The 26,540-nt window shown below is 58.3% G+C and carries 30 protein-coding genes, 2 tRNA genes and 1 riboswitch; of the genes, 11 read left to right on the top strand and 21 right to left on the bottom strand.

What is annotated here, in order from left to right; genetic code table 11:
- Positions 1-86 precede the first annotated feature (86 nt).
- The 6 genes from DXZ77_RS03500 to DXZ77_RS11700 form a co-directional block, all read right to left on the bottom strand.
- Positions 87-872 carry an ABC transporter ATP-binding protein gene (locus tag DXZ77_RS03500; RefSeq protein ID WP_115029994.1) on the bottom strand — a complete coding sequence of 262 codons (786 nt, stop codon included), beginning with the start codon at positions 870-872 and terminating at the stop codon, positions 87-89.
- Positions 869-1,576, bottom strand: coding sequence for a FecCD family ABC transporter permease (locus tag DXZ77_RS03495; RefSeq protein WP_258553102.1), 708 nt, complete (start codon positions 1,574-1,576; stop codon positions 869-871). The genes DXZ77_RS03500 and DXZ77_RS03495 overlap by 4 nt, the downstream gene beginning before the upstream one ends.
- Positions 1,521-1,781, bottom strand: a complete 261-nt coding sequence (locus DXZ77_RS12355) for an iron chelate uptake ABC transporter family permease subunit (RefSeq protein ID WP_258553304.1) — start codon at positions 1,779-1,781, stop codon at positions 1,521-1,523. Before DXZ77_RS12355 ends, DXZ77_RS03495 begins: the two co-directional genes overlap by 56 nt.
- A gap of 151 nt (positions 1,782-1,932) precedes the next feature.
- On the bottom strand, positions 1,933-2,910 hold the full coding sequence (locus DXZ77_RS03490) for an ABC transporter substrate-binding protein (RefSeq protein WP_115029992.1): 978 nt from the start codon (positions 2,908-2,910) through the stop codon (positions 1,933-1,935).
- Positions 2,911-2,999: 89 nt separating this feature from the next.
- Positions 3,000-3,180: riboswitch (adenosylcobalamin (AdoCbl) riboswitch) on the bottom strand.
- Positions 3,181-3,294: 114 nt separating this feature from the next.
- Complete coding sequence (locus DXZ77_RS11705) at positions 3,295-3,933, bottom strand: DUF8185 domain-containing protein (protein WP_147279183.1); 639 nt, start codon at positions 3,931-3,933, stop codon at positions 3,295-3,297.
- On the bottom strand, positions 3,930-4,109 hold the full coding sequence (locus DXZ77_RS11700) for a hypothetical protein (protein WP_147279182.1): 180 nt from the start codon (positions 4,107-4,109) through the stop codon (positions 3,930-3,932). The genes DXZ77_RS11705 and DXZ77_RS11700 overlap by 4 nt, the downstream gene beginning before the upstream one ends.
- A gap of 123 nt (positions 4,110-4,232) precedes the next feature.
- Here DXZ77_RS11700 and DXZ77_RS03480 point away from each other — a divergent pair, with 123 nt between their 5' ends.
- On the top strand, positions 4,233-5,147 hold the full coding sequence (locus tag DXZ77_RS03480; protein ID WP_115029988.1) for an acyl-CoA thioesterase: 915 nt from the start codon (positions 4,233-4,235) through the stop codon (positions 5,145-5,147).
- Between the two features lie 12 nt (positions 5,148-5,159).
- Here the strand turns inward: DXZ77_RS03480 and DXZ77_RS03475 are convergent, their stop codons facing one another.
- From DXZ77_RS03475 to DXZ77_RS03460, 4 genes are all read right to left on the bottom strand, one after another.
- Positions 5,160-5,987: an HTD2 family dehydratase gene (locus DXZ77_RS03475; protein ID WP_220181585.1), complete on the bottom strand. Its 828-nt coding sequence runs from the start codon at positions 5,985-5,987 to the stop codon at positions 5,160-5,162.
- A gap of 67 nt (positions 5,988-6,054) precedes the next feature.
- Positions 6,055-6,741, bottom strand: coding sequence for an ABC-2 transporter permease (locus tag DXZ77_RS03470; RefSeq protein WP_115029986.1), 687 nt, complete (start codon positions 6,739-6,741; stop codon positions 6,055-6,057).
- Complete coding sequence (locus DXZ77_RS03465; RefSeq protein WP_115029984.1) at positions 6,734-7,609, bottom strand: ABC transporter ATP-binding protein; 876 nt, start codon at positions 7,607-7,609, stop codon at positions 6,734-6,736. The genes DXZ77_RS03470 and DXZ77_RS03465 overlap by 8 nt, the downstream gene beginning before the upstream one ends.
- Complete coding sequence (locus tag DXZ77_RS03460; protein WP_115029982.1) at positions 7,606-8,007, bottom strand: GntR family transcriptional regulator; 402 nt, start codon at positions 8,005-8,007, stop codon at positions 7,606-7,608. Before DXZ77_RS03460 ends, DXZ77_RS03465 begins: the two co-directional genes overlap by 4 nt.
- Before the next feature lie 556 nt (positions 8,008-8,563).
- Here DXZ77_RS03460 and yidC point away from each other — a divergent pair.
- Positions 8,564-9,403, top strand: coding sequence for a membrane protein insertase YidC (yidC, locus tag DXZ77_RS03455; RefSeq protein WP_115029980.1), 840 nt, complete (start codon positions 8,564-8,566; stop codon positions 9,401-9,403).
- Positions 9,404-9,544: 141 nt separating this feature from the next.
- Here the strand turns inward: yidC and ettA are convergent, their stop codons facing one another.
- The gene (gene ettA, locus DXZ77_RS03450; protein ID WP_115029978.1) at positions 9,545-11,227 is read right to left on the bottom strand and encodes an energy-dependent translational throttle protein EttA; all 1,683 of its coding nucleotides are present in this window, start codon (positions 11,225-11,227) and stop codon (positions 9,545-9,547) included.
- 157 nt (positions 11,228-11,384) lie between these two features.
- Here ettA and DXZ77_RS03445 point away from each other — a divergent pair, with 157 nt between their 5' ends.
- Together DXZ77_RS03445 and DXZ77_RS03440 are read left to right on the top strand one after the other, a co-directional pair.
- Positions 11,385-11,957, top strand: coding sequence for a GNAT family N-acetyltransferase (locus tag DXZ77_RS03445; protein WP_115029976.1), 573 nt, complete (start codon positions 11,385-11,387; stop codon positions 11,955-11,957).
- Between the two features lie 931 nt (positions 11,958-12,888).
- Entirely contained in the window at positions 12,889-13,908 is a 1,020-nt protein-coding gene (locus DXZ77_RS03440) for a hypothetical protein (protein WP_147279181.1), read from the top strand.
- Positions 13,909-14,089: 181 nt separating this feature from the next.
- On the opposite strand, the gene DXZ77_RS03435 is transcribed toward DXZ77_RS03440, so the two are convergent.
- From DXZ77_RS03435 to DXZ77_RS12350, 3 genes are all read right to left on the bottom strand, one after another.
- A complete protein-coding gene (locus DXZ77_RS03435) occupies positions 14,090-15,745 on the bottom strand; it encodes a GTPase (RefSeq protein ID WP_115029972.1) in 1,656 nt (551 codons plus the stop codon).
- The gene (locus DXZ77_RS03430; RefSeq protein WP_181816013.1) at positions 15,742-17,394 is read right to left on the bottom strand and encodes a dynamin family protein; all 1,653 of its coding nucleotides are present in this window, start codon (positions 17,392-17,394) and stop codon (positions 15,742-15,744) included. The genes DXZ77_RS03435 and DXZ77_RS03430 overlap by 4 nt, the downstream gene beginning before the upstream one ends.
- A 200-nt stretch (positions 17,395-17,594) precedes the next feature.
- Positions 17,595-17,717, bottom strand: a complete 123-nt coding sequence (locus DXZ77_RS12350) for a hypothetical protein (RefSeq protein ID WP_258553101.1) — start codon at positions 17,715-17,717, stop codon at positions 17,595-17,597.
- On the opposite strand from DXZ77_RS12350, the gene DXZ77_RS11695 reads away from it, so the two are divergent.
- Positions 17,716-17,952, top strand: a complete 237-nt coding sequence (locus DXZ77_RS11695) for a hypothetical protein (RefSeq protein WP_147279180.1) — start codon at positions 17,716-17,718, stop codon at positions 17,950-17,952. The two genes, DXZ77_RS12350 and DXZ77_RS11695, sit on opposite strands and share 2 nt — an antisense overlap.
- Here DXZ77_RS11695 and DXZ77_RS03420 read toward each other — a convergent pair.
- Positions 17,894-18,403: a hypothetical protein gene (locus tag DXZ77_RS03420; protein WP_147279179.1), complete on the bottom strand. Its 510-nt coding sequence runs from the start codon at positions 18,401-18,403 to the stop codon at positions 17,894-17,896. The two genes, DXZ77_RS11695 and DXZ77_RS03420, sit on opposite strands and share 59 nt — an antisense overlap.
- A gap of 275 nt (positions 18,404-18,678) precedes the next feature.
- Here DXZ77_RS03420 and DXZ77_RS03415 point away from each other — a divergent pair, with 275 nt between their 5' ends.
- From DXZ77_RS03415 to DXZ77_RS11690, 3 genes are all read left to right on the top strand, one after another.
- The gene (locus DXZ77_RS03415) at positions 18,679-19,005 is read left to right on the top strand and encodes a metal-sensitive transcriptional regulator (protein WP_115032489.1); all 327 of its coding nucleotides are present in this window, start codon (positions 18,679-18,681) and stop codon (positions 19,003-19,005) included.
- 74 nt (positions 19,006-19,079) lie between these two features.
- Positions 19,080-19,156, top strand: a tRNA-Arg gene (locus tag DXZ77_RS03410).
- Between the two features lie 62 nt (positions 19,157-19,218).
- Positions 19,219-20,649 carry a hypothetical protein gene (locus tag DXZ77_RS11690; RefSeq protein WP_147279178.1) on the top strand — a complete coding sequence of 477 codons (1,431 nt, stop codon included), beginning with the start codon at positions 19,219-19,221 and terminating at the stop codon, positions 20,647-20,649.
- 21 nt (positions 20,650-20,670) lie between these two features.
- Here DXZ77_RS11690 and DXZ77_RS12015 read toward each other — a convergent pair whose 3' ends face one another.
- The 4 genes from DXZ77_RS12015 to DXZ77_RS03380 form a co-directional block, all read right to left on the bottom strand.
- On the bottom strand, positions 20,671-20,991 hold the full coding sequence (locus DXZ77_RS12015; protein ID WP_115029931.1) for a hypothetical protein: 321 nt from the start codon (positions 20,989-20,991) through the stop codon (positions 20,671-20,673).
- A gap of 2 nt (positions 20,992-20,993) precedes the next feature.
- Positions 20,994-21,623 carry a hypothetical protein gene (locus DXZ77_RS03390; protein WP_147279177.1) on the bottom strand — a complete coding sequence of 210 codons (630 nt, stop codon included), beginning with the start codon at positions 21,621-21,623 and terminating at the stop codon, positions 20,994-20,996.
- 503 nt (positions 21,624-22,126) lie between these two features.
- Positions 22,127-22,480 (bottom strand): ATP-binding cassette domain-containing protein, encoded by a 354-nt coding sequence (locus DXZ77_RS03385; RefSeq protein WP_115029927.1) that lies wholly within the window; start codon positions 22,478-22,480, stop codon positions 22,127-22,129.
- Between the two features lie 23 nt (positions 22,481-22,503).
- Complete coding sequence (locus DXZ77_RS03380; protein ID WP_115029925.1) at positions 22,504-22,842, bottom strand: ATP-binding cassette domain-containing protein; 339 nt, start codon at positions 22,840-22,842, stop codon at positions 22,504-22,506.
- 135 nt (positions 22,843-22,977) lie between these two features.
- Here DXZ77_RS03380 and DXZ77_RS03375 point away from each other — a divergent pair, with 135 nt between their 5' ends.
- Complete coding sequence (locus DXZ77_RS03375; protein WP_115029923.1) at positions 22,978-23,430, top strand: cupin domain-containing protein; 453 nt, start codon at positions 22,978-22,980, stop codon at positions 23,428-23,430.
- A gap of 111 nt (positions 23,431-23,541) precedes the next feature.
- Here the strand turns inward: DXZ77_RS03375 and DXZ77_RS03370 are convergent, their stop codons facing one another.
- Both DXZ77_RS03370 and DXZ77_RS03365 read right to left on the bottom strand, forming a co-directional pair.
- The gene (locus DXZ77_RS03370) at positions 23,542-24,333 is read right to left on the bottom strand and encodes a carbon-nitrogen hydrolase family protein (RefSeq protein WP_115029921.1); all 792 of its coding nucleotides are present in this window, start codon (positions 24,331-24,333) and stop codon (positions 23,542-23,544) included.
- 24 nt (positions 24,334-24,357) lie between these two features.
- Complete coding sequence (locus DXZ77_RS03365; protein ID WP_115029920.1) at positions 24,358-25,497, bottom strand: PrsW family intramembrane metalloprotease; 1,140 nt, start codon at positions 25,495-25,497, stop codon at positions 24,358-24,360.
- A 132-nt stretch (positions 25,498-25,629) separates the two neighbouring features.
- On the opposite strand from DXZ77_RS03365, the gene orn reads away from it, so the two are divergent.
- Positions 25,630-26,274, top strand: a complete 645-nt coding sequence (gene orn / locus DXZ77_RS03360) for an oligoribonuclease (protein ID WP_115029918.1) — start codon at positions 25,630-25,632, stop codon at positions 26,272-26,274.
- A gap of 124 nt (positions 26,275-26,398) precedes the next feature.
- Positions 26,399-26,474 (top strand) — tRNA-His (locus tag DXZ77_RS03355).
- Positions 26,475-26,540 lie beyond the last annotated feature (66 nt).

Below are 26,540 nucleotides of genomic sequence, written 5' to 3'. Positions count from 1 at the left end.
GGCCATGGCCATCATCACCGCCATCGGAGCAGTTATCGCCGCAAACCGCACCACGCCCCAATACCCCCCACCCACTGTTGCCGGCCCTACGCCGGCAACACCACAAACTGCTCACCAATACGATGCACCACCAACGGTGAGCGATACACCTGCGAAAGCACATCCGCACACAACACTTCCCCAGGAACCCCCACAGCACGCACCCGCCCCTGATCAAGCAACACAATCCGATCCGCGTAACGCGCAGCAACCGTCAAATCGTGAATAGCAGCAACAACCGTCACCCCCTCCCCCCGCCGATGCTCATCAACAAAATCGAGCACATCCCGGGCCGTACCGATATCCAAAGAACTCGTCGGCTCATCCAAAACAATCACCGGCGCCTGCTGCGCCAACACCCGCGCCAACATCACCCGCTGCGCCTCACCACCAGAAAGCTCCCTCACCGACCTACCCGCCAAACCACCAAGACCCAACCGCTCCACCACATCAGCAACAACGGCATGATCACGAAACGAATGACGCTCAAAAAAGCGCACATACGGAGTCCTGCCCAGCAACACATACTCAGCAACACTCATCCCCTCCGGTAACTGCGCAGACTGCGGCATCAAAGCGATATCGCACGGCCCCGGACACCCACCGACCCCCGTGTGCACCACTCCCTCATGCGGCACCAACCCCGCCAACGCCCGCAACAACGTGGACTTACCCGACCCATTAGGCCCAATAACAGCGACAAACTCCCCCACAAAAAAATCCACCGAAACGTCATGCAAAACCCGGCGACGCCCACCAGCCCGCCCCACATCAACCGCGACATCCACCACCCGCAACGCAAGCCCCACCTGCGACGACGAAAACCCACTCATACACTCACCCGCTTACGGCGCCAAAGAATAAAAGCGAAAAACGGTGCCCCCACAAACGCCGTAATCACCCCAATAGGCAACTCAGCCGGAGCAGACACAGTCCGGGCCCCCACATCAACCAAAAGAAGAAACCCCGCACCAAACAAACCCGACAACGGCAAAATCGCCCGATACGAATGACTCGCGACAAGACGCACCACATGCGGAACAACCAGGCCAACAAACCCGATAAGCCCACTGACCGCCACCGCCGCAGCCGTCAAAAAAGTCGCAGCAGCGATAACAACACACCGCACCCGAGCCGCATTCACCCCCAAAGAACGAGCCTGCTCATCACCAAGACGCAACACATCTAGCCACCGCGCCTGCGGCAACAAAACAACCACCGACACCACGAAATACGGCAAGAACGTCACCACCGGCGTCCACCCATCACCAGCAAGCCGACCAAAAATCCAACTCAACACTTCACGAGACCGAGTCTGATCAAGCTGCTGCAAAAGATACGCCTGAGTAGCCGAACACAACGAGGAAACCGCCACCCCCGCCAACAGCAACGTCGAAGGATCAAAAAACGACCCCCGCGCCACCACCACCGACCCCGCCACCGCAAGTAACGCCCCCACAAAAGCAGCCATTGGAACCGCCTCAAAAGGCCCCACCGTGAACTGCACACCAAACCCAAGCGCGAGCACAGCACCCACACCTGCCCCCCGCAGAAGCGCCAAGAAGATACGGATCAGCAAGAGGATTGTGAAAAACCCCTTGGTAAGAAGCCCCCGCTAAAGAAAGCGAGGCCCCCACCATCAAGGCAAGCACAGTGCGCGGAAACCGGATCTGCCACAACAGATCCGCGACAGGATCAGCCAACTCGCTACCGGAACCAACCCCAGGAATCCCCGCGAACATCACATCCACAACTTCAGCGAACTCAAGGCCAGCAGCCCCTGAAGTCAGGCTCCCCCCACCGCGACAGCAAGAAGCACAACCCCAACAATCACCGGGACCAAGGGCACCTTGAACGCCCGAGAGAGCGCCTCCTTTGAGGTAGAAGAACTCATCATCCGGCTGTGGTGGGCTGGGCTGCAGCGCTATTCCCTGCCCCAGCAGCGGCTTTAGTCAACGCGCCAGCAAGCTGATCAACCAGGTGCGGCAAACGCGGCCCCCACCGGGATGCGATATCGGAATTTACTGTGACGACATTGCCGTTTTTTACTGCCGCAACATTGGCCCACCCCGGACGGCGAGCCACATCCTGGGCCGTATAGCCCGACTGGTCAGTGATCACAATGACCTGCGGATCAGCCTTAATAATGGCCTCCTCAGTCAGCTGCGGATACCCGCTTTTAGGGCCATCTGCATTATCAGCGATATTCGTGGCGCTCATCTTGGCGTAAATAGACCCAATGAAACTATGCGAACTCGCCGAGTGATACTTGTCATCAAGCTCGTGATAGACAGACAGCGGTTTATTCGGTGCCTTAGTCAACGCAGCATTGATCTGCGCACGCATCGTCCCCACGAGCTCCGTCGTCTCGTTCACATGCCTACTGGCCTGCCCGAGAATAGCGAGCTCGCCATACCCTGCATCAAGCGTCGGCGGCGCAGGAGAAAGCAACACCGGAATATTCAGCTTCTTCAACGATGCAGCCAAACCATTAACGTCATTACTGATAACCACAAGATCCGGTTTATGTTTGACGATCGCTTCAACAATCGGCTCAAACCCAGACAAATCTGTAGCTGGAGCTCCCTGAGGATACGTGGAATATTTATCGGCAGCGACCACCTGTTTACCCGCACCAATAGCAAACAACGATTCGGTAGCGCTCGGCGACAACGAAACAATCCGTTGCGGCTGCGACTTCAACGTGACCGGGCCAATCGAGGTGTTCACCACAACCGGGAACATTCCCGTCCCGGCAGCGGCGCTAGCAGGCGAAGTGCCAGTAGGTTTACTGCCAGTAGAGGCATTACTGCAGGCAGTAAGAACGAGCAGCGCTGCTGCAACAATGGCGCTGACTTTAGACAACCGCATTGACGGTTTCCTCCCCTGTGAGCAGGGCAAAGGGTGCGCGATGCGCTCGAGGAGGTGAAGTTCTAACGCCCTGCAAGGCTAAGCGAGGCGGCTCCGAACCGCTCCTTTCCTCGAGAGCGTCGAATCTTAAAGTGACAGCGGGTTTGACCGGACTCATCCTGTCCCTGCCCTACCCGCTACTACGGGCTCAAGAACCGGGGGGCTTCACCGTTGCGGGCCAGTGCCGGATTTTCACCAGACTTCGACCCACCATCACCTCCACGTTATCCCTGGCACCTCACCCCAGGACAGCTCAGCAGCTGTGTCGATGCTCTCCCCCGTTGCCTCTGCCACCCTTTACAACGGCACCTACACCTACGACACCGCCACTACCCACCGACACCCTCACCTACCAATCACATCACCAGCAGCCGTGGACAACCGCGTCCACGACCCATGACGCAACAACCGCACCGGCCCCTGCCCACCAAAACCCAACGCATGCACTCCCAACGCCAAAGCAGCCCGGAACTGCCCCATTCCCTCACCCACCGACTCATCCCACACCTGCTTATCCAACGCAGTCAGCGCCGCAGTATCCGCACCAGCATCGCGCTCACGCTGCACCCGCGCCAACCCCGACTCCGCCACGAAAGCCACATCCTCCCCAGCGAACTCACCAATAACCGACCAACCCCCACGTGGAGGAGACACCGCAGCCCACGGCGCCTGACGCAACACCGGCGGAACATCCAAGCGAAGCCACCCAGCACCCCGCATCCGCGCCAACCGATCCGCCACCGCCGACAAATCCACCGTCACATCCAACGCACCAGCCCCCTGCCCCAACGCCGTCCCGCGCATACCCACCACAGTCCCAGCCCCCAACAGTCCAGAACCACTACGCACCAACACCGACGACATCAACACCGACCCCACCGTCTGCAACCGCACATACCCATCAGGCACCAACACCCGCGCCCGCGACACAAACGTCGCCACATCACTCAACGCATCCTCATCAGCAAGCGTGACAAAACTCATCGCTCCCCCTCCCGAACACCAGCAGCCATATGGGCGCACAAAACCGCCCGGGCTTGGACATCAATCCGCATAGAACTTTCACCCAACTCACTCACATACACCAACGCATCCATACCCGAAAACCGCAACGGCACCTCAGATCGGACCACATTTGCTGGCGCATTCCACTGATCCACACCGAACATCCTCGCCGAACCCGCTGCGCAACAGCGAACACTCACCGTTGTCGAAGCTGTCCCCGCCACGCAACAACTGCTACACCTGCCCTCCAGCACACTCATTTGGCAAGATGAGCTGTTGTGACCCACGACGAGACTCTCAATGAATTCGACCCGCTGGCCGATCTTCTAGAAACCCTCGACCTTCACGACGCCGACTCCACCACCGGCACAGACGGAACTATCCGTGACAGGTTCACCGGCCGTAGCCAGCCCACGCCTCATGGTCGCATCTTCGGCGGACAAGTACTCGCCCAGTCCATCATCGCCGCTGGCCGCAGCGTCGCCTGCAGCCGCGAGGAGGAGATGAACATTCACTCCCACCAGGTCAACTACCTCCATCCTGGTGACCCCAATATTCCCCTGGAGTTCGTTGTTGAGCGTCTCCGCGAATCCCGCTCCTACTCCACCCGGCGCGTCCACATTCTTCAAAACGGCCGCCCCATCCTCGCTGCGATGAGCTCCTTCGCCCGCCCCAACGACGGCTTCGACCACCAGATCGAAGCACCCCACGTCCTCGGCCCCGAAGGACTGCCCAGCCTGTCCGAAGACCTCTACCCCATGCCCGCCACCGAACCGGGAAACTGGGTACTCCGCCGGGCCGTTGAGATCCGGCACGTCCAGGGGCATGTTGCCTTCTCACCGGCCAGCGATCCCCAAGAAACCCAGCAAGTCTGGTTCAAAACCATCGGTGAACTCCCCGACGATTCACTCTTGCACGCCGCGATCCTTGCCTACGCCTCGGACTGGGTACTCCTCGACCCGGTACTACGCCGCCACGGCATCGCCTGGTTCGATCCCCGGCTACGCGTGGCCAGCCTGGACCAAACTATGTGGTTCCATCGGCGCATGCGCGCAGACCAATGGGTCATGTTCAACCAGTCCTCCCCGACAGCAGCTCACGGGCGTGGCCTATGCCTAGGCCACATGTACACCGCAGACGGCACACTCGGTGTCACCGCAGCCCAAGAAGGCATGGTGCACATCCGCGACTAGCCCCACGCACTGTCACGGGGCAGAAAAATGCCCCGTGACAGTGCGAGTGCCGTCCGCAGCTAGGACCTCCACGCCGCTGCCTAGCCCCTCAACCGCCGGGACCGCTGTGATTCGCTGCGCCCCAAACGCAGAAGCCTCCACCCGGTAAATGTATTCACGTCCGATGAGGTCAATACCTTGCCGCCTAGCCAACTCACTACCTAACAACGCCATCAGCGGGCCATGCACAACCAGATCTGGGTAGCCACTACGGCGACACCAGTCACGGTCAAAATGGATACGGTGCGCGTTATACGTCAACGCCGAAAACCGGAACAGCATCACCTCATCCACATCCAGCTCGCACCGCGGCTCATCCTCCGCGATGCTGCGCACTGGCGGCGCCGTCAACTCCCCCCTGCTCCCGGTAGAACTGAGGTCACGGTAGACAAGGTTTTGATGCTCAGTAACAGCGACCTGCCCGCCCTGGATGATGCTGTGCTCAACCGTCACGAACGTCAACGCCCCCGTGCGTCCTTGTTTATGCACCGGCGGCAAGGTTCGAATCTGTCGCTGTGCGCTCTGCCCAAAAACCAAAGGGCGGTGCGTAGTAATACGGCCACCAGCAAACATGCGACCAAGCGCACCAGCACCGGGTACGCCACGCGCGACGTGCCCATCTTCGCCCAGCTCAGCTGTGGTGGGATTGTTCAACAGGTAAAGAATGTGCCACCCAACCGGCACCACATCCGTGGGAGCTTCCAGATCCAAAAGGTGTGCCAGGCGTGCGCACGGCCCGGGAGAAAGAATGCCGTGGCGACGAACCATGTCGACACCATCGTTTATGTCGCTGGCAGCCATAGGCCCCATCATTCCGTATTACCAAGCAGAGAACCCCACCGGGCACGGGGGCAAAAAGTAACAACTGTCATATGTCTGTTTTTTCGCTTGCCCGCGCCGTGGACAGGCAGCAGGCGGTCACGAAAAACCCGGTTGCAAGCAGCGCAACTGCAGCACCAAGCATGTGGCTGGCTGCGCAGATCTCGTAGGAACCAAAAGTCACTGACCACACAGCAGGCAAGAGCAAAGCCGTCATTACTGCAGTCAGCAGGGCACACAAAGTTGCCACGAATTGAGAAAGTCGTACTGCGCACCGCAAACCGGCCGCTATGCCCGTCGTTGCCATAACGGCAGTGAGCAGCGCGGAGAAATACTGCTGGCCAGGCGATGTCTGCATGACGTACCCAATGAGCGCACTGACCGCTACGTGCACGATGAGCACGATCGCTGCGATGACTCCCACCAAGAGGTAGCGTCCGTAAACAACATCTCGGCGAGAAAGAGGAAATACCGCGCGCATCATCCCGCCGTTATCTGCCTGCCCCATCGAAGACAGCAAGGACATAAGGGGCACCGCGACGAACGCGAAAAGCCCGAAGGGCAAACTGCTTTCAGGCGCAGCGAGCACGCTCGCTGCCGAGATGGCTCCGCACATAAAAGACGCCCCTACCAAGGTGCCCCATCCCCCCGTAGCCTGAGAAACGTCTAACCGTAAAGCGGCAAACACACCGGTCGCGCCGACCATGTTGTGAGAGCTAGTGGCCGGGTTATTCATGTGAGGTCTCCTGGAGCTGGGGCAGGGTGTCCTTTAGCGAAGGCGATAATGAGGGAGTCGAGGGTGGGGCGTTCGACCACGAGGGGCGTGGCCAGGTGTTGACGACGTGGGTGGGAGCGTGGGCTTCGAATCCGGCGGCGTGTACGCGTAGCCCGTAGAGGTGACGGCGGTTTGGGTGGTTGAGGTCGTGCAGGTTGCCTCGGATGAGGCGGTAGTTCTCGAGCAGGTCGAGGGTGGGGCCGTGGTAGATGGCTCGTCCTTGGTGGAGCAGGAGGAGGTGATCGCTGATGCGCTCGAGATCCGTTGTGATGTGGCTGGAGTAGAGGGTGGAGTGGTTGGGGTTTTCCATGTACTCGGCGACGAGGTCGAGGAGGTCATCGCGAGTGAGAGGGTCCAGGCCGGCGGTGGGTTCATCGAGGATGAGTAGCTCGGGGTTGTGGGCTAGGGCTGCGGCGGCCTGGAGTTTCATGCTTTGGCCTCGTGAGAGGTTTTTGATTTTGGTGTGTAGCGGTACGCGGAGTCGGTGGAGGAGGTCTCGGTACCGTTGCGGTGACCAGGTAGGGTAGAAGGGGGCACTGGCGTGTTCGATGTTTTCTGCGGTCCAGTGCTGTGGGTAGAAGGGTGTGTCCAACACGACGCCGATGCGTTCGCTGGTGGGGGCGCGGATGTTTCCTGCGTCGGGGATGAGGGCTCCGGTGATGGAGTTGATGATGGTGGTTTTTCCTGATGCGTTGGTTCCGGCGAGGCCTAGAACGTATCCGCGGGGGATGTCTAGGTTGAGGTCGTGGAGTGTGAAGGTGCCGCGGCGTTTGCGTAACCCGCGGATACCGACGACGGTGTCTGGGTTGTTGAAGGTGGCGGTGGTCATGGTTGTTCCTCGTATGGGCTGGGGTGGGGGTTGGCGAGGAGCGCTTCGAGGCAGGCACGGATGTCGGTGGGGGTTAGGCCGGTGGTGTGGGCGGTGTGGATGGCGAGGTTGAGGTGTTTCTCTACTTCGCGTAGTGCGTGTTCGCGGGTCAGGGTTGGGTCGCGAGGGCGGACGTAGCTGCCTTTGCCTTGGATGTTGTCGATGAGTCCTTCTGCGGCGAGGTCGCTGTAGGCGCGGGTGGTGGTGATGACGCTGACGTGGAGGTCGCGGGCGAGTTTGCGGATGGAGGGTAGTTGTTCTCCTGCCTGGATGTCTCCGCGCAGGATGGCGGCGCGGATGTGGGCGGTGATCTGTTCGTAGATGGGGCGCCCGGAAGAGTTTGAGATGAGTATCTGCACGCACCCTCCTTACTGTCTATAGTCACTATAGACAGTAAGGAGGGTGCGGTACCCCATCAACACCCAAACCCCACCTCCACTCCCCACCGCTGCACACACCCATCTATGCGTACCCTGTGATGACCAAAGACCACTCCCCCCTTCAAGCCACCGCGCCGCCAACCAGAGAGGAACGCCATGCGTATTGCTCTCTCCCCCTGCGCGCAAACACACCCCACCGCTGAACTAGCAGCAAAACTCTCGACCTACACCTGCATCTTCCTCACCCTCATCACCACCGCAGCAACCGACCAGCAACAACTCGCCCTCACCATGATGGTCGGCCTAGCGGCCTTGACCCTTGCTCTCCAGCACAAAAACCCACCAGCCACACCACGGCCGGCCAGCCCACACCTCGCACTACAACGCCTCACCTCACCACCGCCGCCCCACCCCAGCAGACATATTTGCGGCCATCCGTGCAGGCCACGCGCACCCTCCCCCCCAGGTAAAACCCCACGAGAAAATCACCTGCACCTGCACTCGCGAACAGCCCGGCTCCCGGGCGAGGAGAATCATGCCCAATTTGCTCTACCCGTTCGATTACGCCATCAGCACGGTCCTAGCCGCGGCGCATTCCGCCCTAGCCGCAGTAGGTTTCGCCCCAAACAGCGCCCTGACCTGGGTGCTGTCCATCGCGGTTCTTGTCGTGGTGGTCCGGGCAGTGATGCTGCCATTAACCATCCACGGCGTGAAACTCGCTCAAGCTTCCGGTCGGGCTCGCCCAGCATTGAATGAGCTGCGCAAAAAATACGAAGGAAAAACCGACCTTGAGTCGCTCAAAGCGATGCGCGCCGAGCAGATGGCCATCCAAGCCGAGCATGGGATGTCCAGCATCGGCTGTCTGCCCCTACTGCTGCAGATCCCCATCATGTGGTCGCTATACCAAGTGTTGCAGCACGTCGCGAACGGTGACCCTATCGGTGTCATGACCCGCGATTTGGTCGCATCGATGCGCAGCGGCCGGCTAGTCGGTGTTTCTCTCGCTGACCGTATCGGAGGGTTCGGGAATTTGTTCTCATCGCCGGGGCATTTCGCGGTGATCATCACGCTTGCGGTGCTGTCTGCGGCGTTGATCTACATCACGCAGAAACGTTTCGTGCTCGCCAACATGTCACTTGAGGGTATGCCTGAAGGGTTCGCTGACGTGCAGAAAATGATGCCGCTGCTTTCTTCGGTCGGCATTCTCGTCGCCGCGGTGGCTGTCCCGGTGGGGCTGTTGGTGTATTGGGTGGTTTCTAATGCCTTGACTCTGGTGCAGACCGGCATCATCACCACCTGGTTTCCCACTCCTTACACACCTGCAGCTGAGGCGCTCGCTCGGCGCCGTGGCCAGTGCAGCCCAGCGAATAAATAAATCCGCTGGGCTGCACTGGCTGGGTGTGGGGAAACGTGTGGAGGCTTGACCCCAATGACTGGGGGGAAGCCTCCACACGTTTCCCCACCGGGGCTGCATGTCTTTTGCAAGGTTTAGGCTATGCGGTCCCGGGGGTGGGTTTTAGTCGCGGGTGAGTTTGCGGTGTGTGACGCGGTGCGGGCGGGCAGCGTCTTCACCCAGACGCTCGACCTTGTTCTTCTCGTAGCCTTCGAAGTTGCCCTCGAACCAGTACCACTGGTCGGGGTTTTCTTCGGTGCCTTCCCACGCGAGGATATGCGTGGCCACCCGGTCCAGGAACCACCGGTCGTGGCTGATCACCACTGCACAGCCAGGGAAGTCCAACAGAGCGTTCTCTAGTGACCCGAGCGTTTCGACATCGAGGTCGTTGGTGGGTTCGTCGAGCAGGAGCAGGTTCCCGCCCTGTTTGAGAGTCAACGCGAGGTTGAGTCGGTTCCGTTCACCACCGGAAAGCACACCGGCTTTCTTCTGCTGGTCTGCGCCTTTGAAGCCGAACTGGCTGACGTAGGCGCGGCTGGGGATCTCGACCTGCCCGACCTGGATGTAGTCGTTGCCGTCGGAGACGACCTCCCACAGGGTTTTGTTTGCGTCCAGGCCGGTGCGGTTCTGGTCGACGTAGCTGATCTTGACCGTTTCACCGATCTTCACTGAACCGTCGTCAGGAGATTCCAGCCCGACAATGGTTTTGAACAGGGTGGTTTTACCCACACCGTTGGGGCCGATCACACCGACAATGCCGTTGCGGGGCAACGCGAACGACAGCCCGTTGATGAGGGAGCGGCCGTCGAAACCTTTCTGCAAACCAGCAACTTCGATGACGGTGCTGCCCAGGCGTGGGCCCGGGGGGATCTGGATTTCTTCGAAGTCGAGTTTGCGGGTGCGCTCGGCCTCGGCTGCCATTTCTTCGTAGCGGGCCAGGCGGGCCTTGCTCTTGGTTTGGCGGCCTTTAGCGTTAGAGCGAACCCATTCGAGTTCTTCTTTAAGACGTTTCTGCAGCTTGGCGTCTTTTTTGCCCTGCACTTGGAGGCGGGCGGCTTTTTTCTCCAGGTAGGTGGAGTAGTTGCCTTCGTAGGGGTAGAGGCGGCCGCGGTCGACTTCGGCGATCCATTCAGCGACGTGGTCGAGGAAGTAACGGTCGTGGGTGACAGCCAGGACGGTGCCGGAGTATTTCTGCAGGAACTGCTCGAGCCACAGCACGGATTCGGCGTCGAGGTGGTTGGTGGGTTCGTCGAGCAGGAGCAGGTCAGGCTTGCTCAGCAGCAGACGGGCCAGCGCGACGCGGCGACGTTCACCACCGGAGAGAACAGTGACGTCAGCATCCCCTGGGGGTGTGCGCAGCGCGTCCATTGCCTGTTCGATCTGGCTGTCGAGATCCCAGGCGTCTGCGGCGTCGATTTCGGTTTGGAGTTTGCCCATCTCTTCCATGAGGGCATCGAAGTCGGCGTCGGGTTCGGCCATTTCGGCCGAGATTTCGTTGAAACGGTCGACCTTGCGTTTGATGTCGCCGAGGCCTTCCTGCACGTTCTCGAGAACGGTTTTGTTTTCGTCAAGCTCGGGCTCCTGCAGGAGGATACCGACGCTGTAGCCGGGGCTGAGGCGTGCCTCACCGTTGGAGGGTTCGTCAAGCCCGGCCATGATTTTCAGGATGGTTGATTTTCCGGCGCCGTTGGGGCCGACGACGCCGATCTTCGCGCCCGGATAGAACGACATCGAGACGTCGTCGAGGATCAGCTTGTCGCCGACCTTCTTACGCGCCTTGGTCATGGTGTAGATGAACTCGGCCATATACCCAGGCTATCGGTTCGGATCAACCGCCACGAATCCGAACACCCCACAGTCTCAGCAAACCGGGGTGGTCGTTGCCGTAACGGACCCTTTCTTCGACACAGGCATCTGGCAACAATTGCCGTTTTATTAGGTGCTGATTTGATAAGGATTTACTATGGCCATCGCTGCTCGTCGTGCTGTCTCTTCTGACATTTGCTGGGTTGCTGAGCTCTACTCAGCGAATCAACGCGATGCGCTGACTGCGCAGGAGCGGACAGATCACGGGTATGTCCAAGGCAGCTTAGACACTCAGGCTTTGGAGCAGCGACTGAATTCGCAGACACCTTCGTTTGTGGCCGAAACCGACGATGAGCCTGCCGGTGTTTTGTTCACTTCCACCGCTGAGGGGAACCAGCCGGGGCCTCCTAGGCTCGCGGTAGAGACGGCGAAGAGGGCCGGAATTACCGACATGTTTCTGTATGGCCCCGTTCTTGTATCTCGTCACGCACGCCGAAGTGGTCTCTTACGTGCCATGAGTGAGGCAGCATTCAACTGGGCTGATGGGAAATATGCAGAAGCGCTGGCTTTTGTTGAAGATGAGAATATTTTGTCTCGTCAGATACATGACCACCTAGGGTGGCGTTTTGTTGGCTCATTTACATGGAGGGAGAGCAGTTACTCCGTCCTTGCGTATTCGGTCCCTGACTGGAACTCACGCACTTCGCTAACACGGCAAAGCAATTTTTGAATTATTTAACTCATTACGCTACCCATATGCTGAATTCTCACCCCAGGAGCAAACAAGATCAGACTGCCCATTCAGCTTCACGCAACGGGATATAGCATATTAAAGTATATAATACTTATATCAATCCTACCAGCAATGCCGATATTTTTAATTTTAACGGATTCTTTAATCTTGATACGACGTTCGCGAATCGCCCATCTTCACGAGCGAAACCCATACTCGCCACTGCGGAGGTATCGAGTATGCAAACCTAGCACCCATCAATCATAAAAAGATAAGGCTACCTTGATGCACACAAGAATCAGCGGATGGAACTAGAAAGTTTGCAGTCAACCTAACAAAAGTTCTCGCATCTCATTAAATCATCAAATTCAATGAGATGCACCCAACATGGCCCATAGATAGCTTTTCTAAGGGACTTAGAATTTTTACTAATGTTAGCCGAAAGATGAACCTCACCTTCACTGAGTGCAAGTAAATATATCACTAATAAGTAACTTCAAAATCTTTTCACGTAGCTTACGACACTCGACCCTATGACGAGGCCCGACCAAAAAAATTCTCAACAGCAACCCAGGGGTTGAAAAATTAACGCCAGCTTGATTTCTCCTACCTTGGTGTATTAAAAAATACTCATGCGATTAAAGCCAGGGGAATCCACACAGACAGAAAGCGGCTCCGACTATATCTCAGGATTTCGAACACCGCCATCGAGCCCTATACTCACCATACTAGGCAGCTTCTTCATAGCTAGCGCAATCTCGCTCTCCTCCCGTGTTTTAATTTTAAACAAATACCCCTCTAAAGAAGACTTTAAAGGTTTTGAACATTTTTTTATAAGGAAAATTGGACAGTCCAGGAGTTTGGATGGCATGTCGGTATTGATATAACTTCCGCTACCACTTGGGTTCTCGGGTTTCTTGCTGCTTCAGTGGCGATCAACGTAGTCCTAGCAATAGATGCCCGGCAGGATTTCGGCAGCGATTTCGAAGGAGCCCTGGCCAAGAGCGAAAGCATTAATCATCTACAAATCGGTACCTCAATACTAGATATAGCAGGAAGCACTACTGCATGGCTCGCAACATTTAGATCACTCTTATTTCATATTATTCCATCCATTCTCTCAGAAAGTCCACCAGACGCCATTTCTGGAAACATATTTAGCCTTCTACTTATTTGGACAACTGTTTTAGCTTTACTTCAGATCGGACAAGCCATCCGAATTCGCAGAGTTCCGATGCTTGAACTCCATCAAGCGGAGGAGCATGAGCAGCACATGTTTGAGAAGCTAACTAAATTCCGAAAACATCTGAGTGAACGCGAGGAGCCTGAGAATACTTGGAAAAGTCCTGAACTTTCACTCGCCTGGAGATCTATCTTTTCCCCTTTACCGTTCTTCCTCCTCATTACAATTGCAGTATGGTGGCATCTCGAAGACGAGCCTCGTAAATACAACTTTCCCCTGCAGGTATTCCTTGAAATATACCTATGCTTACTAGGCGGGGTAGTGGTATATTTTTACGCAACTCTAGGAGTTAAAAAAATTTTCAATGACGGCTTTTTCCTGAAACTACTAAGCCGCTCATTGCCTCCGATTCTATTCATCTTTTGGGGATTGTTCTTTCACAGCACAGACAAACACGCGTATTCGGTTGTCATATCTTTAATGTTTCTCATTCCTTTCATCTTTGGTCTCCTTTTTTTCTATTCGGGACGCCACAAGTTTAAGATAGGTCGTTTTAGAATTTTTTTACTGATTTTCAGGAAGGATGCGGGAAAAATTTTTTGGGAAAATATATATAACCAGCTTCTAAAACAGCATGAGGCTGCAGTTTTAGAAGTGGCAGAACGCCGGAAGCTGATTAATGCGCATTCAAGGAGTCGAGCAAAAAGTGACCTCTCCTTTAAAAATTTACTCCGCCATGGAAGGAAAAAGGGTAGCGGAGATTGAGTGCAATGAAAGCAGTGATGGCATCGGCCTTTGGAGCTTAATCCTTATGGGTCATAGGTGTTAACTCTTATCACTAAAAGAATTAATGACGAGATCACTGATCTAGCCCTAAATCGGCACTCAGGGAACATTTCCAAGCTTTTGTTCTAGGGGCGGGACTTGAACGCTGCCTTTATACCTTTCAGGATGCGAGGATTTTGTCGAGGTTTTCGCGGGTGGTGCGGTGGGCGGTGAGGATGTCGCGTACTGGGGTGATGACGCGGGTGCGGGCGACGTCGTCGATGGCTGTGTGGAGTCGTTTTTCGGCGCGGGTGCGGGCGCGGTGGGCTCCGATGCGGGTCCAGGTGCGGGTTAGGAGGGCGAGTAGGAGGGTGGTGAGGGCGCCGGTGGCAAGGAGGAGGGTGGGTAGTGGGATGGGGCCGATGGTGGGGGTGGCTGGTGCGGGGAGTTGGAGGTATCCGATGCCGGCGAGGAGGAGTAGCCAGGTCAGGCCGGTGGCCAGGGCGATGGTGGCTGCCAATTGGAGGGCGCCGATGATGGTCCACCAGGCGGGGCGGCGTTGGCCGAGGTCGACGTTGAGGATGGCTTGGTCGAGGGCGTCGGCGAGGTCGTCGTGGGCGGGGTGGGTGGCTGCGGCGATGGCGTAGGCCCAGGGGCGGGGTAGGCCGGTGATGGCGGTTTCGCCGAGTCGGCGGGTTGCGAGGTCGACGCCGGCGTGGGCGGTGGCGGTGGGGGCTGGTAGGGAGGTGCGGTTGAGGAGTGTGTTGAATTCTTCGGGTGGTGCGGTGGTGGTTTCGGGGTGTCGGTGGGCGTCGAGGCGTAGGCGTTTGAGGGGGTCTGGGGTGAGTTTTTGCCTCCAGCGTAGGGGTGGCCAGCCGGTGGTGGCGGTGGCGCGGCGGCGGTAGTCCTGTTCTACGGCGTCGAGGATGGTGGGTGTGCCGGCGGTTTTGGCGAGGGCGTCGATGAGGTTGGTGGGGGCGTTTTCGGGCAGGGTGGGTTCGGTGTCGGCGACGTGTTCGCGTAGTGCGCGGGCGTGGCGGTGCAGGTCGCCGATGAGGCGTTCGCGGGTGGCGGTTTTGGTGGCGACTGTGGTGGCGACGGTGTGGCCGAGTTCGGTGAGGCCTTGTCCGGTGAGGGTGGAGGTGAGTAGAACGTGGGTGTTGGTGAGTCCGTCTTCGTGGAGGAGTCGTTGGAGGTCGTTGGCGCAGGCTATTTGTTCTTCGTTGGTGAGGCGGTCTGCTTGGTTGAGTAGGACGGTGGAGATGTTGGTGTGGTCGCTGGCGCGGCGTAGGTAGGTGTGGATGAGGGCGTCGGCGTATTTCTGAGGGTCGGTGACCCAGAGGAATGCGTCGGTGAGTTGGAGGAGGCGGTCGACTTCTTCGCGGTGTTCGGTGCGGTAGGAGTCGAAGTCGGGCAGGTCTAGGAGGATGAGTCCGTCGAGGTTGGGGGTGTTGATGCGGGTGGTGGTGCCGGGGGGTACGTGGTGGCGGTTGGGGATGTTGAGCCAGTCGAGGAGTTCTGTGGCTGGGTCGTTTCCCCAGATGGCTGCGGTGGTTGTTGTGGTGGTGGGGCGTAGGCGTCCGACTTCGGAGATGAGGTCGCCGACGAAGGCGTTGAAGAGGGTGGATTTGCCGGATCCGGTGGTTCCGGCGAGGGCGATGACGGTGTGGTTGCCGCTGATGGCTATGCGTTCGCCGGCACGGTCTAAGAGGGTGCGGGTTTGTTCGACGGTGTCGGTGGGTAGGTAGTTGCTGCCGTGTTCGAGGGCCGTGATCATGCCTTCGAGGGCGAGGGTTAGGCGGGTGTTGGGGCCGTTGGTGGGGTCTGGGTTGTTCACCGGGAGGCCTTTACTGTGGCGAGGGCGTCGGCGAGGCGGCGCGGTAGTTGTGGGTCGAGTTCGATGGTGTTGAGGGTGGATCGTATGTCGTTTTCTTCTTCGGTGAGGAGGGTTTGGCAGCGTTCCATGAGGAGTTTGCGGGCTTTGGTGGCGAGGGTGCGGACGGCTTGGTCGCCGAAGACGGCTTCGAGGAGGCGTTGGGCCAGGACGGAGGATCCGCCGGCGATGCCGATTTCGCCTCCGGTGAGGCCGCCGGTTTGGCTGAAGAGTACGAGCATGAGGATGAATCCGATGGTGTTGGTGCCGATGGCGAGGATGCGGGCGGTGGTGCGGCGGTCTTTTCCTTCGGCGCGGACGAGTTCGAGGATGTCGTTTTGCCAGTCGCGGATGAGGCGGTTGGCTTTGTCTTCGAGGTTGGGGTTGGGGCGGTGGAGGTTGGGGTTGGTGTTGATGAGGTGGGTTCCGGCGGGGGTGGTGTCCCAGCGGGTGGTGAGGTCTTCGCGGGCGATGGTGGCGTGGGAGATGAGGAGTTCGGCTACTCCGCTGCGGAGGGCTTCGCCGAGTTCGCTGGCGGGGGTGGGTTTTCCGGTGATGGCTGCGGTGACTCGGTCGCGTAGGCGTCCGAAGCTGATTTCGACGGTTTTGAGGAATTCTCCGGTTCCGACGAATTCGTGCCAGCGGGCGAGGATTTCGCCGCGGAGGAGGGAGCCGTCGGAGAGGGCGATGGTGATGCGTTGGAGGGCGGCGCCGTAGGCGCTGGTGATCATGGCGTCGAGTTGTTGTTTGGTTTGGACTTGCATGGAGTAGGTTTCGGCGACTGTTTTGATGCGGGTGTCGAGGGAGTCGAGTGCGCCGGTGAGGGTTTGTCGGATGAGGAGTGAGCGGGCGCGGGCGTCGGAGCCGAGTCCGTTGAGCCATTCGCGTAGTTGTTGGGTTTGGAATAGGGGTAGGAGTCCGTTGTCGAGGGGGACTTCGGAGATGGTGAATATGGGTGAGTGGCGTAGTCCGTGTTCGATGAGCATGGCGGCGAGGTGTTCGCCGATGGTTTCTTCGGCTCCTGGTGGTACGCGGTCTAGGACGATGGCGATGGAGGTGCCGCGTCCTACTGCTTCGTCGAGCATTTCCCAGGGGACGGCGTCGGCGTATCGGGCTGCGGTGGTGACGAATAGCCATAGGTCGGCGGCGGCGAGGAGTTGTCGGGAGAGGTCGCGGTTGGCTTCGACGATGGAGTCGATGTCGGGGGCGTCGAGGATGGCTATGCCGGCGGGGATGCTGGTGTTGGAGACGAGGTGGATGCTGTTGGGGTCGTTGGTGGGGGTGGTTCCGGTGTTGCGGGCCAGGGTGGGCAGGATGCGTGTGCCGGTGAACCATTGGTTGTCGGTGGGGTGGTGGATGAGGATGCTGGTGCGGGTGGTGGGGCGTAGTACGCCTGATTCGGTGACTTTTTCTCCGACGATGGAGTTAACGAGTGTGGATTTTCCTGACCCGGTGGATCCTCCGACGACGGCGAGGAGGGGGGCGTGGGCGTCGCGGAGTCGGGGAAGTATATAATCGTCGAGTTGAGCTGTGAGGCGGGCGATGTCGGTTCGTGCTTGCGCCGTGCCTTCTCCGTCGAGCGGAAAGGTGGCTGCACCGAGCTGCGCGCGCACGTTTTCTACTCCGCTCAGTAGTTGACCGGTCTCGTTTCCCACTTGCCCATGATCTCTTATTCCGTTGGTGCTGCGAGGTTCGAACACGGCGGGGTGTGTGAATTCGTCGTTTTCGTGTGTTGGTGGCTGTGTTTGTGTGGGGTGTGGCCGGTTCCTTTTGTTTGTTTTTGTTTGCCGTCGTGGCGTTGTGCTGTGAACGCTCATGCTCGGTTCGGGTGAGCCGATGAGGGGGCTGGCGCGCGGTTGCGGGAGAAGTTGTTGAGCTCTTGGCGCCGCGTTTCGCTATGGATGGCGAAGTGGACCTCATGGAGGAGAACGGTCATGTACGAGAGTGTGTTGTCTGGTCCTAGTGGTGTTGGTGTGGGCGTGGTGGCTGCTTTGCAGCAGGCTGCGGCGTTTGCCACGGTTGAGGCGGTGGCGCAGGTACGGAAGTCGACGGTGGGTGATCCGGCTGTGTGGCTGGATGCGCAGCTTGCTGATTTTGCTCAGGGTGGGGTGGTTAACCCTTATGCGGAATTCCTTCTTCGCGCAGCCGGGTTTGTACCTGTGCAACGCTGAGTGTGTTTTCGTTGAGGAGGGCGGTGGCTGCCCAGCGGATGACGGGCCAGGCTTCGCGTAGTTCGCCGCGCCATGCGGCGGTGACGCCGGGCACCCATCCCCAGGAGCGGGTTTCGTCGATGCCGCCGCGGCGTAGAAGGTCGACGACTTTGTGGTTGGCGTCGTCGATGATGTCTGCGTCGGCGCATTGTGCGCTGGCGTGGGCGGGGTCGAAGGCGTCTTTTCCTTGGATGATTTCTACGTCTGCGGCTCCGCATTCGCGTTCGCTCCAGGGTCCTGCGAAGGCGAGGAATGGCGCGGCTGCTGGGTCGACGGCGTTGCGGTCGATGTAGTCGCGTATGTGCAGTGTGGTGGTTGGGGTGGCTCCGCGTAGGGCTGCGGCGATGAGGTGTCCGGCTTGGTGGTAGCTCCAGCCTGTCATGCTGCCCATCATGATGTCGCTGACCGTCACGTAGTTGTTCCCCCCGGGTGGCGACGCCCCCGGTGCAGAGACGCCAGTTGTTGGTGTGGCGCTGTTGTGGCGCCTTTTGAACCCTAAGAGGACATTGAGTTGTGGGGGTGGGGGTTTGTCGACAACTTTTGGGTGTTTGGGGGCGGCGCGGGGGGGTGTCTGGATACCTTCGGGGGGTATGTGCTGCTTCGTTAGACTGGCTGGGCCCTCTTTTTCTCGTGTGTTCACCCAAGTTGCCAGGAGTGCCTGTGCCTGTCGATAGAAGCGATGCGTCAGTGTCAGAGTCGGCGCAGATTTGTTGCACGGATAGTGGCGGGGTTGATCCGGGGTATGTGGGTGAGAAGGAGAGGTATCTCAAGCGGTTGCGTCGGATTGAGGGGCAGGTGCGTGGGATTGCTCGGATGGTTGACGAAGGCCAATACTGTATTGACATTTTGACGCAGATTTCTGCGTTGGATTCAGCTCTAGAGAACGTTGCCTTGGGGTTATTGGAGGATCACCTGCGTCATTGTGTTGCTGATGCTGCCCGTACCGGCGGTGATGTCGCTGACACTAAGCTCACGGAGGCCACTGCGGCTATCCGCAGGCTCGTAAAATCCTGAACCACACCACTAGGTGCGTTACCACTCCCCCACATAGCCCCTACACTTGATCCCGCACAGCCACTTGTGCACTCGCCCCCGTAGCTCAGCTGGACAGAGCAGGAGCCTTCTAATCTCCCGGTCGCAGGTTCGAATCCTGCCGGGGGCGCCATTGATCGCCTATGGCTGCGCGCTCGGCTAGATCAAGATCACCCGATTCTCAGGAGTCGAGTCATGCGCTGTAGCTTTTTGGCTGTTGTTGCTGCTTTGGGATTGTCGGTGCTGGTGGCGCCGGTGGCGGCGGCTGCTCCTGATCCGGGTTCGCAGGGCGGGGTGCATGGCTTGGGTCCGGTGGGTACTGCGACGATGCATGGGGATGCACAGTCCAGTGACACCACGCCGAATCCGGGCCCTGGGTCGCGGGGTGTGAGTAGCGTTTTTTCTGGTAAGCAGGCTGCGTGTCCCACGGTGTTAGCTGATCGTGAGGGCATGGTGTGGTCGCTGTGTACGCAGATCACTAACCGTGCTCCGGTGGTGAATTTGTTGGATTCGACCACTGGGGCGACATTGGCATCGATGCCTGTTGCTAAGGGTGCGCTGCTTGGTGGCGTATATGCGTATGTGGATGATCAGAACCGTTTGGTGATGGTGGATGGTAAGCATCGGCTGTTGAAAATCGGTAAGTCGCGGGCGAGTAATGGGTCGTGGGTGGTTTCTGCTGCGCAGTCGTATGAGATTTCTGCGTTTGTTACCGCTGGTGGCGCTGATTCGGCGGATGCGGTGGTGGGTTTGGCTCCGGATCGGCGGGGGCGTATCTGGTTGGCGACACGGCAGGGCAAGGTGGGGGTGTTTTCTGCTGGTTCCGCAGAGGTGAAGAGTCTGCGTTTGGGGGTTGGTGAGCGTGTAGATAATTCGATTTCGTCATCGCCGCGAGGTGTGGCGATCGCGAGTTCGCATGCGTTGTACATGCTGGATGCTTCTGATGACGGTGTGCCGCGGGTGGTGTGGCGTAAGGGGTATGACCGTGGCAGTGCACGCAAGCCTGGGCAGTTAAGTTGGGGGACGGGGGCTACGCCGACGTTTTTTGGACCGAAGGGCTCTGATGAGTACGTCACGATCACTGATAACGCCGATGAGCAGGAGCATCTGCTGGTGTACAAGGTGTCGGATGGTTCGTTGGTGTGTTCGGCTGGGGTTTTCGCGCGGGGGGCCAGTGGGACGGAGAACTCTGCGATGGGGCATGGCCGATCTGTGATTGTGGCGAGTACGTATGGGTATCCGTATCCGGCGTTGCCTCAGGGGGCTGGCAGGAGTAAGCCTGGGGTGGCCTCGTTTACTGCTGGTGGTATGGAGCGGTTTGAGGTGGCTGCTGATGGGTCGGGGTGTCGGCGTGTGTGGTCTGTTCCGGTGTTGTCTTCTGCGGTGCCTCGTTGGTCTATCGCGGATAACACGATTTACACCATTGTTCGTCCTGCTGCTGGGGTGGTGACGGGCAGCACGTTTGAGGCGGTAACGGTGAATCCGAGTACGGGAGCAGTGACCTCTCGCACGAAGATCGCGCATTCTGCGTTACGGGACACGTTGGAGATGGTTGGCACTATCACTAAGGATGGCGTCTGGTGGCAGGGCGCGATGACGGGTGTGTTCCGCATGCAGGCTAAGTGATTTTATTTTTGCTTTGTGTGGCTACGCGTTTCTTGCACTTTTCTCTAGGGTATGGATGCCGTCAATGGAGTAGTACATCACTACGACGTGCGCAAGTATGCCTGCGGCAACCTGCAGCACTATAGGCATTCCTGTCATTGCGAGGGCAACAAAAATAGCAAGCGGGGACACGAAGCTTACGGTGATCCCAATAAAGGCAGCGAGTGGGTTTTCTCGGTCCATTGGTATTAAAATTCCCACATAGAGGGATATAAGTATTCCGCTGCCGCAGGTCAGGAATGCAATAAGAGTGACCTGGAGGTCTTCGGGTCTCCAGTAGCAGAAAATGAGGAACGGTAGCACACTTACCCAAATGTGTAGAAGCTGGGAGAAAAATAAGTAAAAAATTCTTGGAGTGGGTGGATACGTCCGTTTTTGAGGGCGCGTATATTAGCGGAACCAGAGTAAGCGTAGATGCTTTGAACTGTGAGGACACCTAGTGCCGCTAGGTACATCCCCCCTTCGAGGAAAAGAACTGCCGCCAGCAGGTAAGAGATCACGGTAATGAGAATCGTTTCAGCTCGCCTTGTTGCGGCGGCTACGTAAACCCAGAATATCCCCCGGTTCACTGGTATCAGAATGCGCAGGAATCTTCGCGCGAGAGGAATACGGGCTGGGGCTGAAAAGACGAATAGTGCTGCCAATACGAGGATAGCTCCGATTCCGAGATACCCTGCAGCGAGGGTTCCGTGATGCATGGCGATATAGCTGAAAAGATCCACACCACGCAGGCTTGTTTTATTAGATAGGTAATCTTCGCTCATATCAGAGAGGAGTCGTGGTATTTGCGCACTGTAGGCAAATAGCCATACGCCAACGAGGAGTATGGATATGGTGGCTGAGGTTCGCGTAAATCCGAGGGCCCCGATAAGCCGGATGTGCACGTGGTACAGCACTCCTGTAGTGAAGTAAAAGACCGTGATAGGTAGTGCCATGCATGTAATCACGAGGGGAACAGTGGCGATTCCCGCGCTGACTGTCAGTGCGGTTGACAGCGGCAGCATGATTGCGATGACTGCTGCTAGCACCATTGTGGATTCAAATACGGCGAGGAAGAGATTTCACTGACGGTTTGTCGCGGGAAGCTGAAGCGTGAACTGTAAAAATTCACTTGATTTAATGAAGAGTGTTTTTGCGATGATAAAAACGTCAGCACCCATAATGGCAGGGATATGCTTGTTACCTGCAGGATTAGCGCGATGTTTTTTCGGTGATGTTTATTGATTTAAGGAAAAGGTAAGATCCTAGGGAGAAAACCCCGAAAACACCTGCGCCCACCCCAGCAATAGCGATTCGAACTAGGGGTTTACATAGGGGCCCTATATTCAGAACTTTCCGGGTGAAATATCTTACATAAAGAAGAACTAGCACCCATACGGCTTGCGCATCTTCGAGGATGTGGCAGCTGTGCTTTTTTGGCAGCGTTTTTTCATGGGTTTTATTGCTTCTCGAAGACTAGTTCGTCAATGACGTCTCGTAGTCTGCGTTTTTGAGTAGCTATATGTGTTGCATTTAATGTTTCGATGTTTTTTCCGTTTTTGAGTACCCAGATCCGTTGGGTCAGGTTTTCTAGCATGGAGAAGTCGTGGCTGCACACTAAGAAGGCTGCACCTGAGTTATTGAGTTTTTTGATCCATTTTTCTGCTGCGCGTTGTGCTTCCAGGTCGATTCCGTTGAATGTTTCGTCGATGATCGTGAGAGGGCGAGCGAGGAGGACAGCTGAGATGATTTGGGCTTTTTTGCGCATTCCGTGTGAGTAGTCTTCGATGAGTGAGCTACTTCGTCCGGGCATGCCGAATTCTTTGTAGAGGTTTTCTATTTTTCTCGACAGGGGGCAGGTTCTCCGTATAGGGCTGCCAGGGTGGTGAGGTATTCGACGCCGGTGAGGAATTCGGGGAGGTAGTCGTCGCTGGGGAGGTAGAGGGTTGAGCGTTTGGCTTGGTGTGTTGAGTGCTCGTTTTCTGCGATGCGTATGGTTCCGTGTTTGAGTTCGAGTAGGTCGAAGCAGAGTTTGATGAGGGTTGATTTTCCGCTTCCGTTTGGGCCTACGAGTCCGGCTATTTCTCCGGGCTGGACATCAAGGGACACGTTGGTGAGTGCTGTCTGGCCTCCGTTGTAGGCGAATGTGACGTTTTCGACGCTCAACTGACTCAATTTTCCTCCTACACGGCCTTCCTTGGCGAAGACATTACTGTCAGCTGTGATACATCCGATGCGTGTACATCAGATTCACGCGTCGGATGGTTGAGCAGGTGTTTGCTCCTGGCGTGGGGTGGGGAGAATGGTGGGATGAGTGATGTAGAGCTGCCCGATTGGGCTAAACCGCTTGGCATGGTTCCGCACCCAGAGGGTGGTTGGTATGTCGAGACGTACCGTTCTTCGACGGTGATTCCTGGGAGCATGCTTGTGGAGCATGGTGGTGATCGTGCGAGCGCGACGGGCATTCAGTTCATGCTGTTGCCGGGTGAGCAGTCTGCTTGGCATCGAGTGATCTCGGATGAGTTGTGGCTGTATACGCGTGGTGGCCGGGTGGCGCTGGAGTTGGGGGGTGTTGGGGATGTTCCCGAGGTAACGGAAAGGCTTGTGATTGGCCCTGATCCTTCGGCTGGTGACGTGGTTCAGGGGTTGGTTCCAGCTGGGGTGTGGCAGCGTGCGTATCCGTTGGATGCGGAGCCTTCGCTTGTTTCTTGCATTGTCACGCCGGGTTTTGATTTCGCGGATTTTGAGTTGTATCGGGCCTAGCGGGCGCAGGTCTGCTGGTTCGGTGCCGTGACGTTCACACGGCCACCACTGCCTCGCAGTTATTCGGCAGTGGTGGCCGTGTGAAGAGTCAGTGCGTGTGGGGTGTGGCTGCTAGTGGAATTCGCGGGTGTTGGCGAGGACGGGTAGTTCGCGGCGGGCGGTGGTGACGGTGTCGATGTCGATGTCGGCGATGAGGAGTTCGGGGGTGTCGTGTGCGGCGGTGAGGGTTTCTCCGGTGGGGGTGATGATGCGGGAGTGTCCGGCGCCGGTTGGTGCTGTGCTGTTGGTGGTTCCGGCGGGCGCTGCTTGGCCGCAGGCGAGGATGTAGGTGGTGGAGTCGAGTGCGCGGGCGGTGGTGAGGGTTTCCCAGGCGTGGATTTTTCCTACTCCGGTGCCCCATGATGCGGCCACGATGGTGGCGTGGGCGCCGGCTTTGGCGAGGGTGGTGTAGAGGTTGGGGAATCGGATGTCGTAGCAGGTGGTCAGGCCGATGCGCATGTCTGCGATGTCGACGGTGACGGGGGTGTTTCCGGGTTCTACTGTGTCGGATTCGGTGAATCCGAAGGCGTCGTAGAGGTGGATTTTGTCGTAGTGGGTGTCGATGTTTTTCCCGGTGACCAGCAGGGTGTTGCGTACTTTGCCGGGGGTGGTGGCGGGGGTGAACATGCCGACGGCGATAGTGGTGTTGTTGGTGGTGGCGATGTGGCGGATGTGGTTGGCCCAGGGGCCGTCGAGGGGTTCGGCGATGTCGGTGAGGCGGTTGCCGAAGGCGCGCATTGTTGCTTCGGGGAAGATGACGAGGTCGGCGTTGTGGGTGGCGGCTTTGTGGGTCCAGGTGTGTACGAGGTCGAGGTTTGTGTTCAGGTCTCGGGTGGTGGTGATTTGTGCCAACGCGATGCGCATTGTTCTTTCCTCTGTGGTGGTGGGTTAGCCCAGTACGGCGCGTGCGGCTGTCATGGCTTCGAGGAGGCGTCGTTCTTCGGCGGGGGCGCCGGGGCCGGCACTGCCGTTGGTCATGCGGCGGCGGAGCATGGCTAGTTCGACGGCATCGTCTTGGAAGTCGCGCATGGCTGTTTTGCCTTCTCGTCCGCCGACGGTGTGGGCCCAGGATCGTGCGGTGCGGCGTTCGGAGATGCTGGTGAGCATGCGTACTTCGGCTGGGGAGATCCATCCGTAGTCGGCGTAGACGGTCAGGTGGCTGCGGATGAGGCCGCGTTCGCGTACGCGTACCCAGATCGCGAAGGCGGTGAATGCGGCGAAGATGGGCATTTGGAATACGAGGTAGGCGGACCAGAATCCACCTGCGCCGGTGACGGAGGAGAGGTTCCAGGCGGCATGGAGGGTCATGGCTGCGCAGAGGCCTAGTGGCGGGATGATGCAGCGTAGGAGGGGGCCGCGGTGCAGACTCCAGCCGAGTGCCACGCCGGTGACGCCGGTGAATAGGGGGTGGGCGAATGGGGAGATGAGGCCGCGGATGACGAAGACGGCTACGAGGCCTTCGGTGCCGTTCTCGTTGAAGGCGCGGCCGAGGTAGAGGATGTTTTCGGCGAATGCGAAACCGCAGGCGATGACGCCGGCGTAGACGATTCCGTCGATGATTCCGTCGAACTCTTCACGTCGCCAGAACAGGATGAATAGCAGGCCTGCTCCTTTGAGTGATTCTTCCACGATGGGGGCTACGAGTACGGCGCTGACGGCGTCTGGGTCGGCGGTGGCTGAGGCTAGGAGCAGGGTGGATCCGGTGTTGAGGGCTAGGGCGGTTCCGGTGGCGATGACTGCGCCCCAGAGGAAGGCGAGCATGACCATGGCGGGGGGTTCGGCTTCGTAGGCGTCGAGCCAGAGCAGTAGTGGCATGACGATGCCTACGGGCAGCAGAGACACGGTCAGGGCGAGTAGTCCGGTGGCTCCGCCGAGTTCGAGTCCGATGACGGTGGGTAGGAGCCATCCGGTGACACCGAATGCGAGAAGAACGGCAGCGAAGACAAAGCCGCGGCGGAGGCGTTGTCGCCGTGAGCGTTGGGCGCGCACGGTTTGTGTGGTGGTGGGGTGCGTGGACCGCTGGTCCATTCCTGGGTCTCCTTGGGCTGTGCGCTGAGGGTGCCGGGGCCGTGGCGTGCTGATCCACGATGTGGATCAAGAGTACGTGCCGTTGGTGTCGGAGTCGGAAAGGCCGCAGGGACGGGTGCGTAACCTGGTGCGGTGAGCAATTCTGCGAAGAGTGTTAATGACCGCATCGTGTGGATCGACTGCGAGATGACGGGTTTGTCTTTGGAGCATGACGCCTTGATTGAGGTGGCTGCAATTGTGACGAACTTTGATCTTGAGCCGTTGGATGAGGGGGTTGATGTGATCATCAAGCCTCCGGCGGAGGCGTTGGCTCAGATGAATGATTTTGTGCATCAGATGCATGTCGACTCGGGTTTGCTTGCCGAGTTGGATGGTGGGGTGTCGCTGGATGAGGCGCAGCGGCAGGTTCTTGCGTATGTGCGTGGTCATGCTCCTGAGGCGGGTAAGGCGCCTTTGGGGGGTAACACGGTGGGCACGGATCGGTCGTTTTTGGCGCGGGATATGCCTGAGTTGGAGGGGCATCTTCATTACCGGAATATTGATGTGAGTTCGGTGAAGGAGTTGTCGCGTCGGTGGTTCCCGCGGGCGTATTTCAATGCGCCGGCTAAGCAGGGTGGGCACCGGGCATTGGGGGATATTCGGGACAGCATCAATGAGCTGCGGTATTACCGTGAGGCGGTATTTGTGGCTGATCCGGGGCCGGATTCTGCGACGGCTAAGGAGATCGCGGCGCGGCATGAGTTGCCGGTTCCTGATGGTGGTGCTGGGGTGTCCTGAGTGGGTATGGACACCACGGTTTTCCCACTCGATTTTGAGTCAGGCGGGTTTGTGCCGTAAGTTCGTCTCGTTCGGTTTCACCGGCAACGGATCGCCCGCATCGTTGATGTGAGCGTTTTCGATGGTGGGTGTAGCTCAGCTGGTAGAGCACCTGGTTGTGGTCCAGGTGGTCGCGGGTTCAAGTCCCGTCACTCACCCCACAAAAGTAGGCCCCCGCGGATATCTGCGGGGGCCTACTTCGTGTCCTGGCGCCTGGTGGGTTGAGG

The organism is Dermatophilus congolensis, from assembly GCF_900447215.1.
GTDB lineage: Bacteria > Actinomycetota > Actinomycetes > Actinomycetales > Dermatophilaceae > Dermatophilus > Dermatophilus congolensis_A.
Note: the sequence above shows the minus strand (reverse complement) of the source record. Positions and strands in the feature narration are given on the sequence as shown.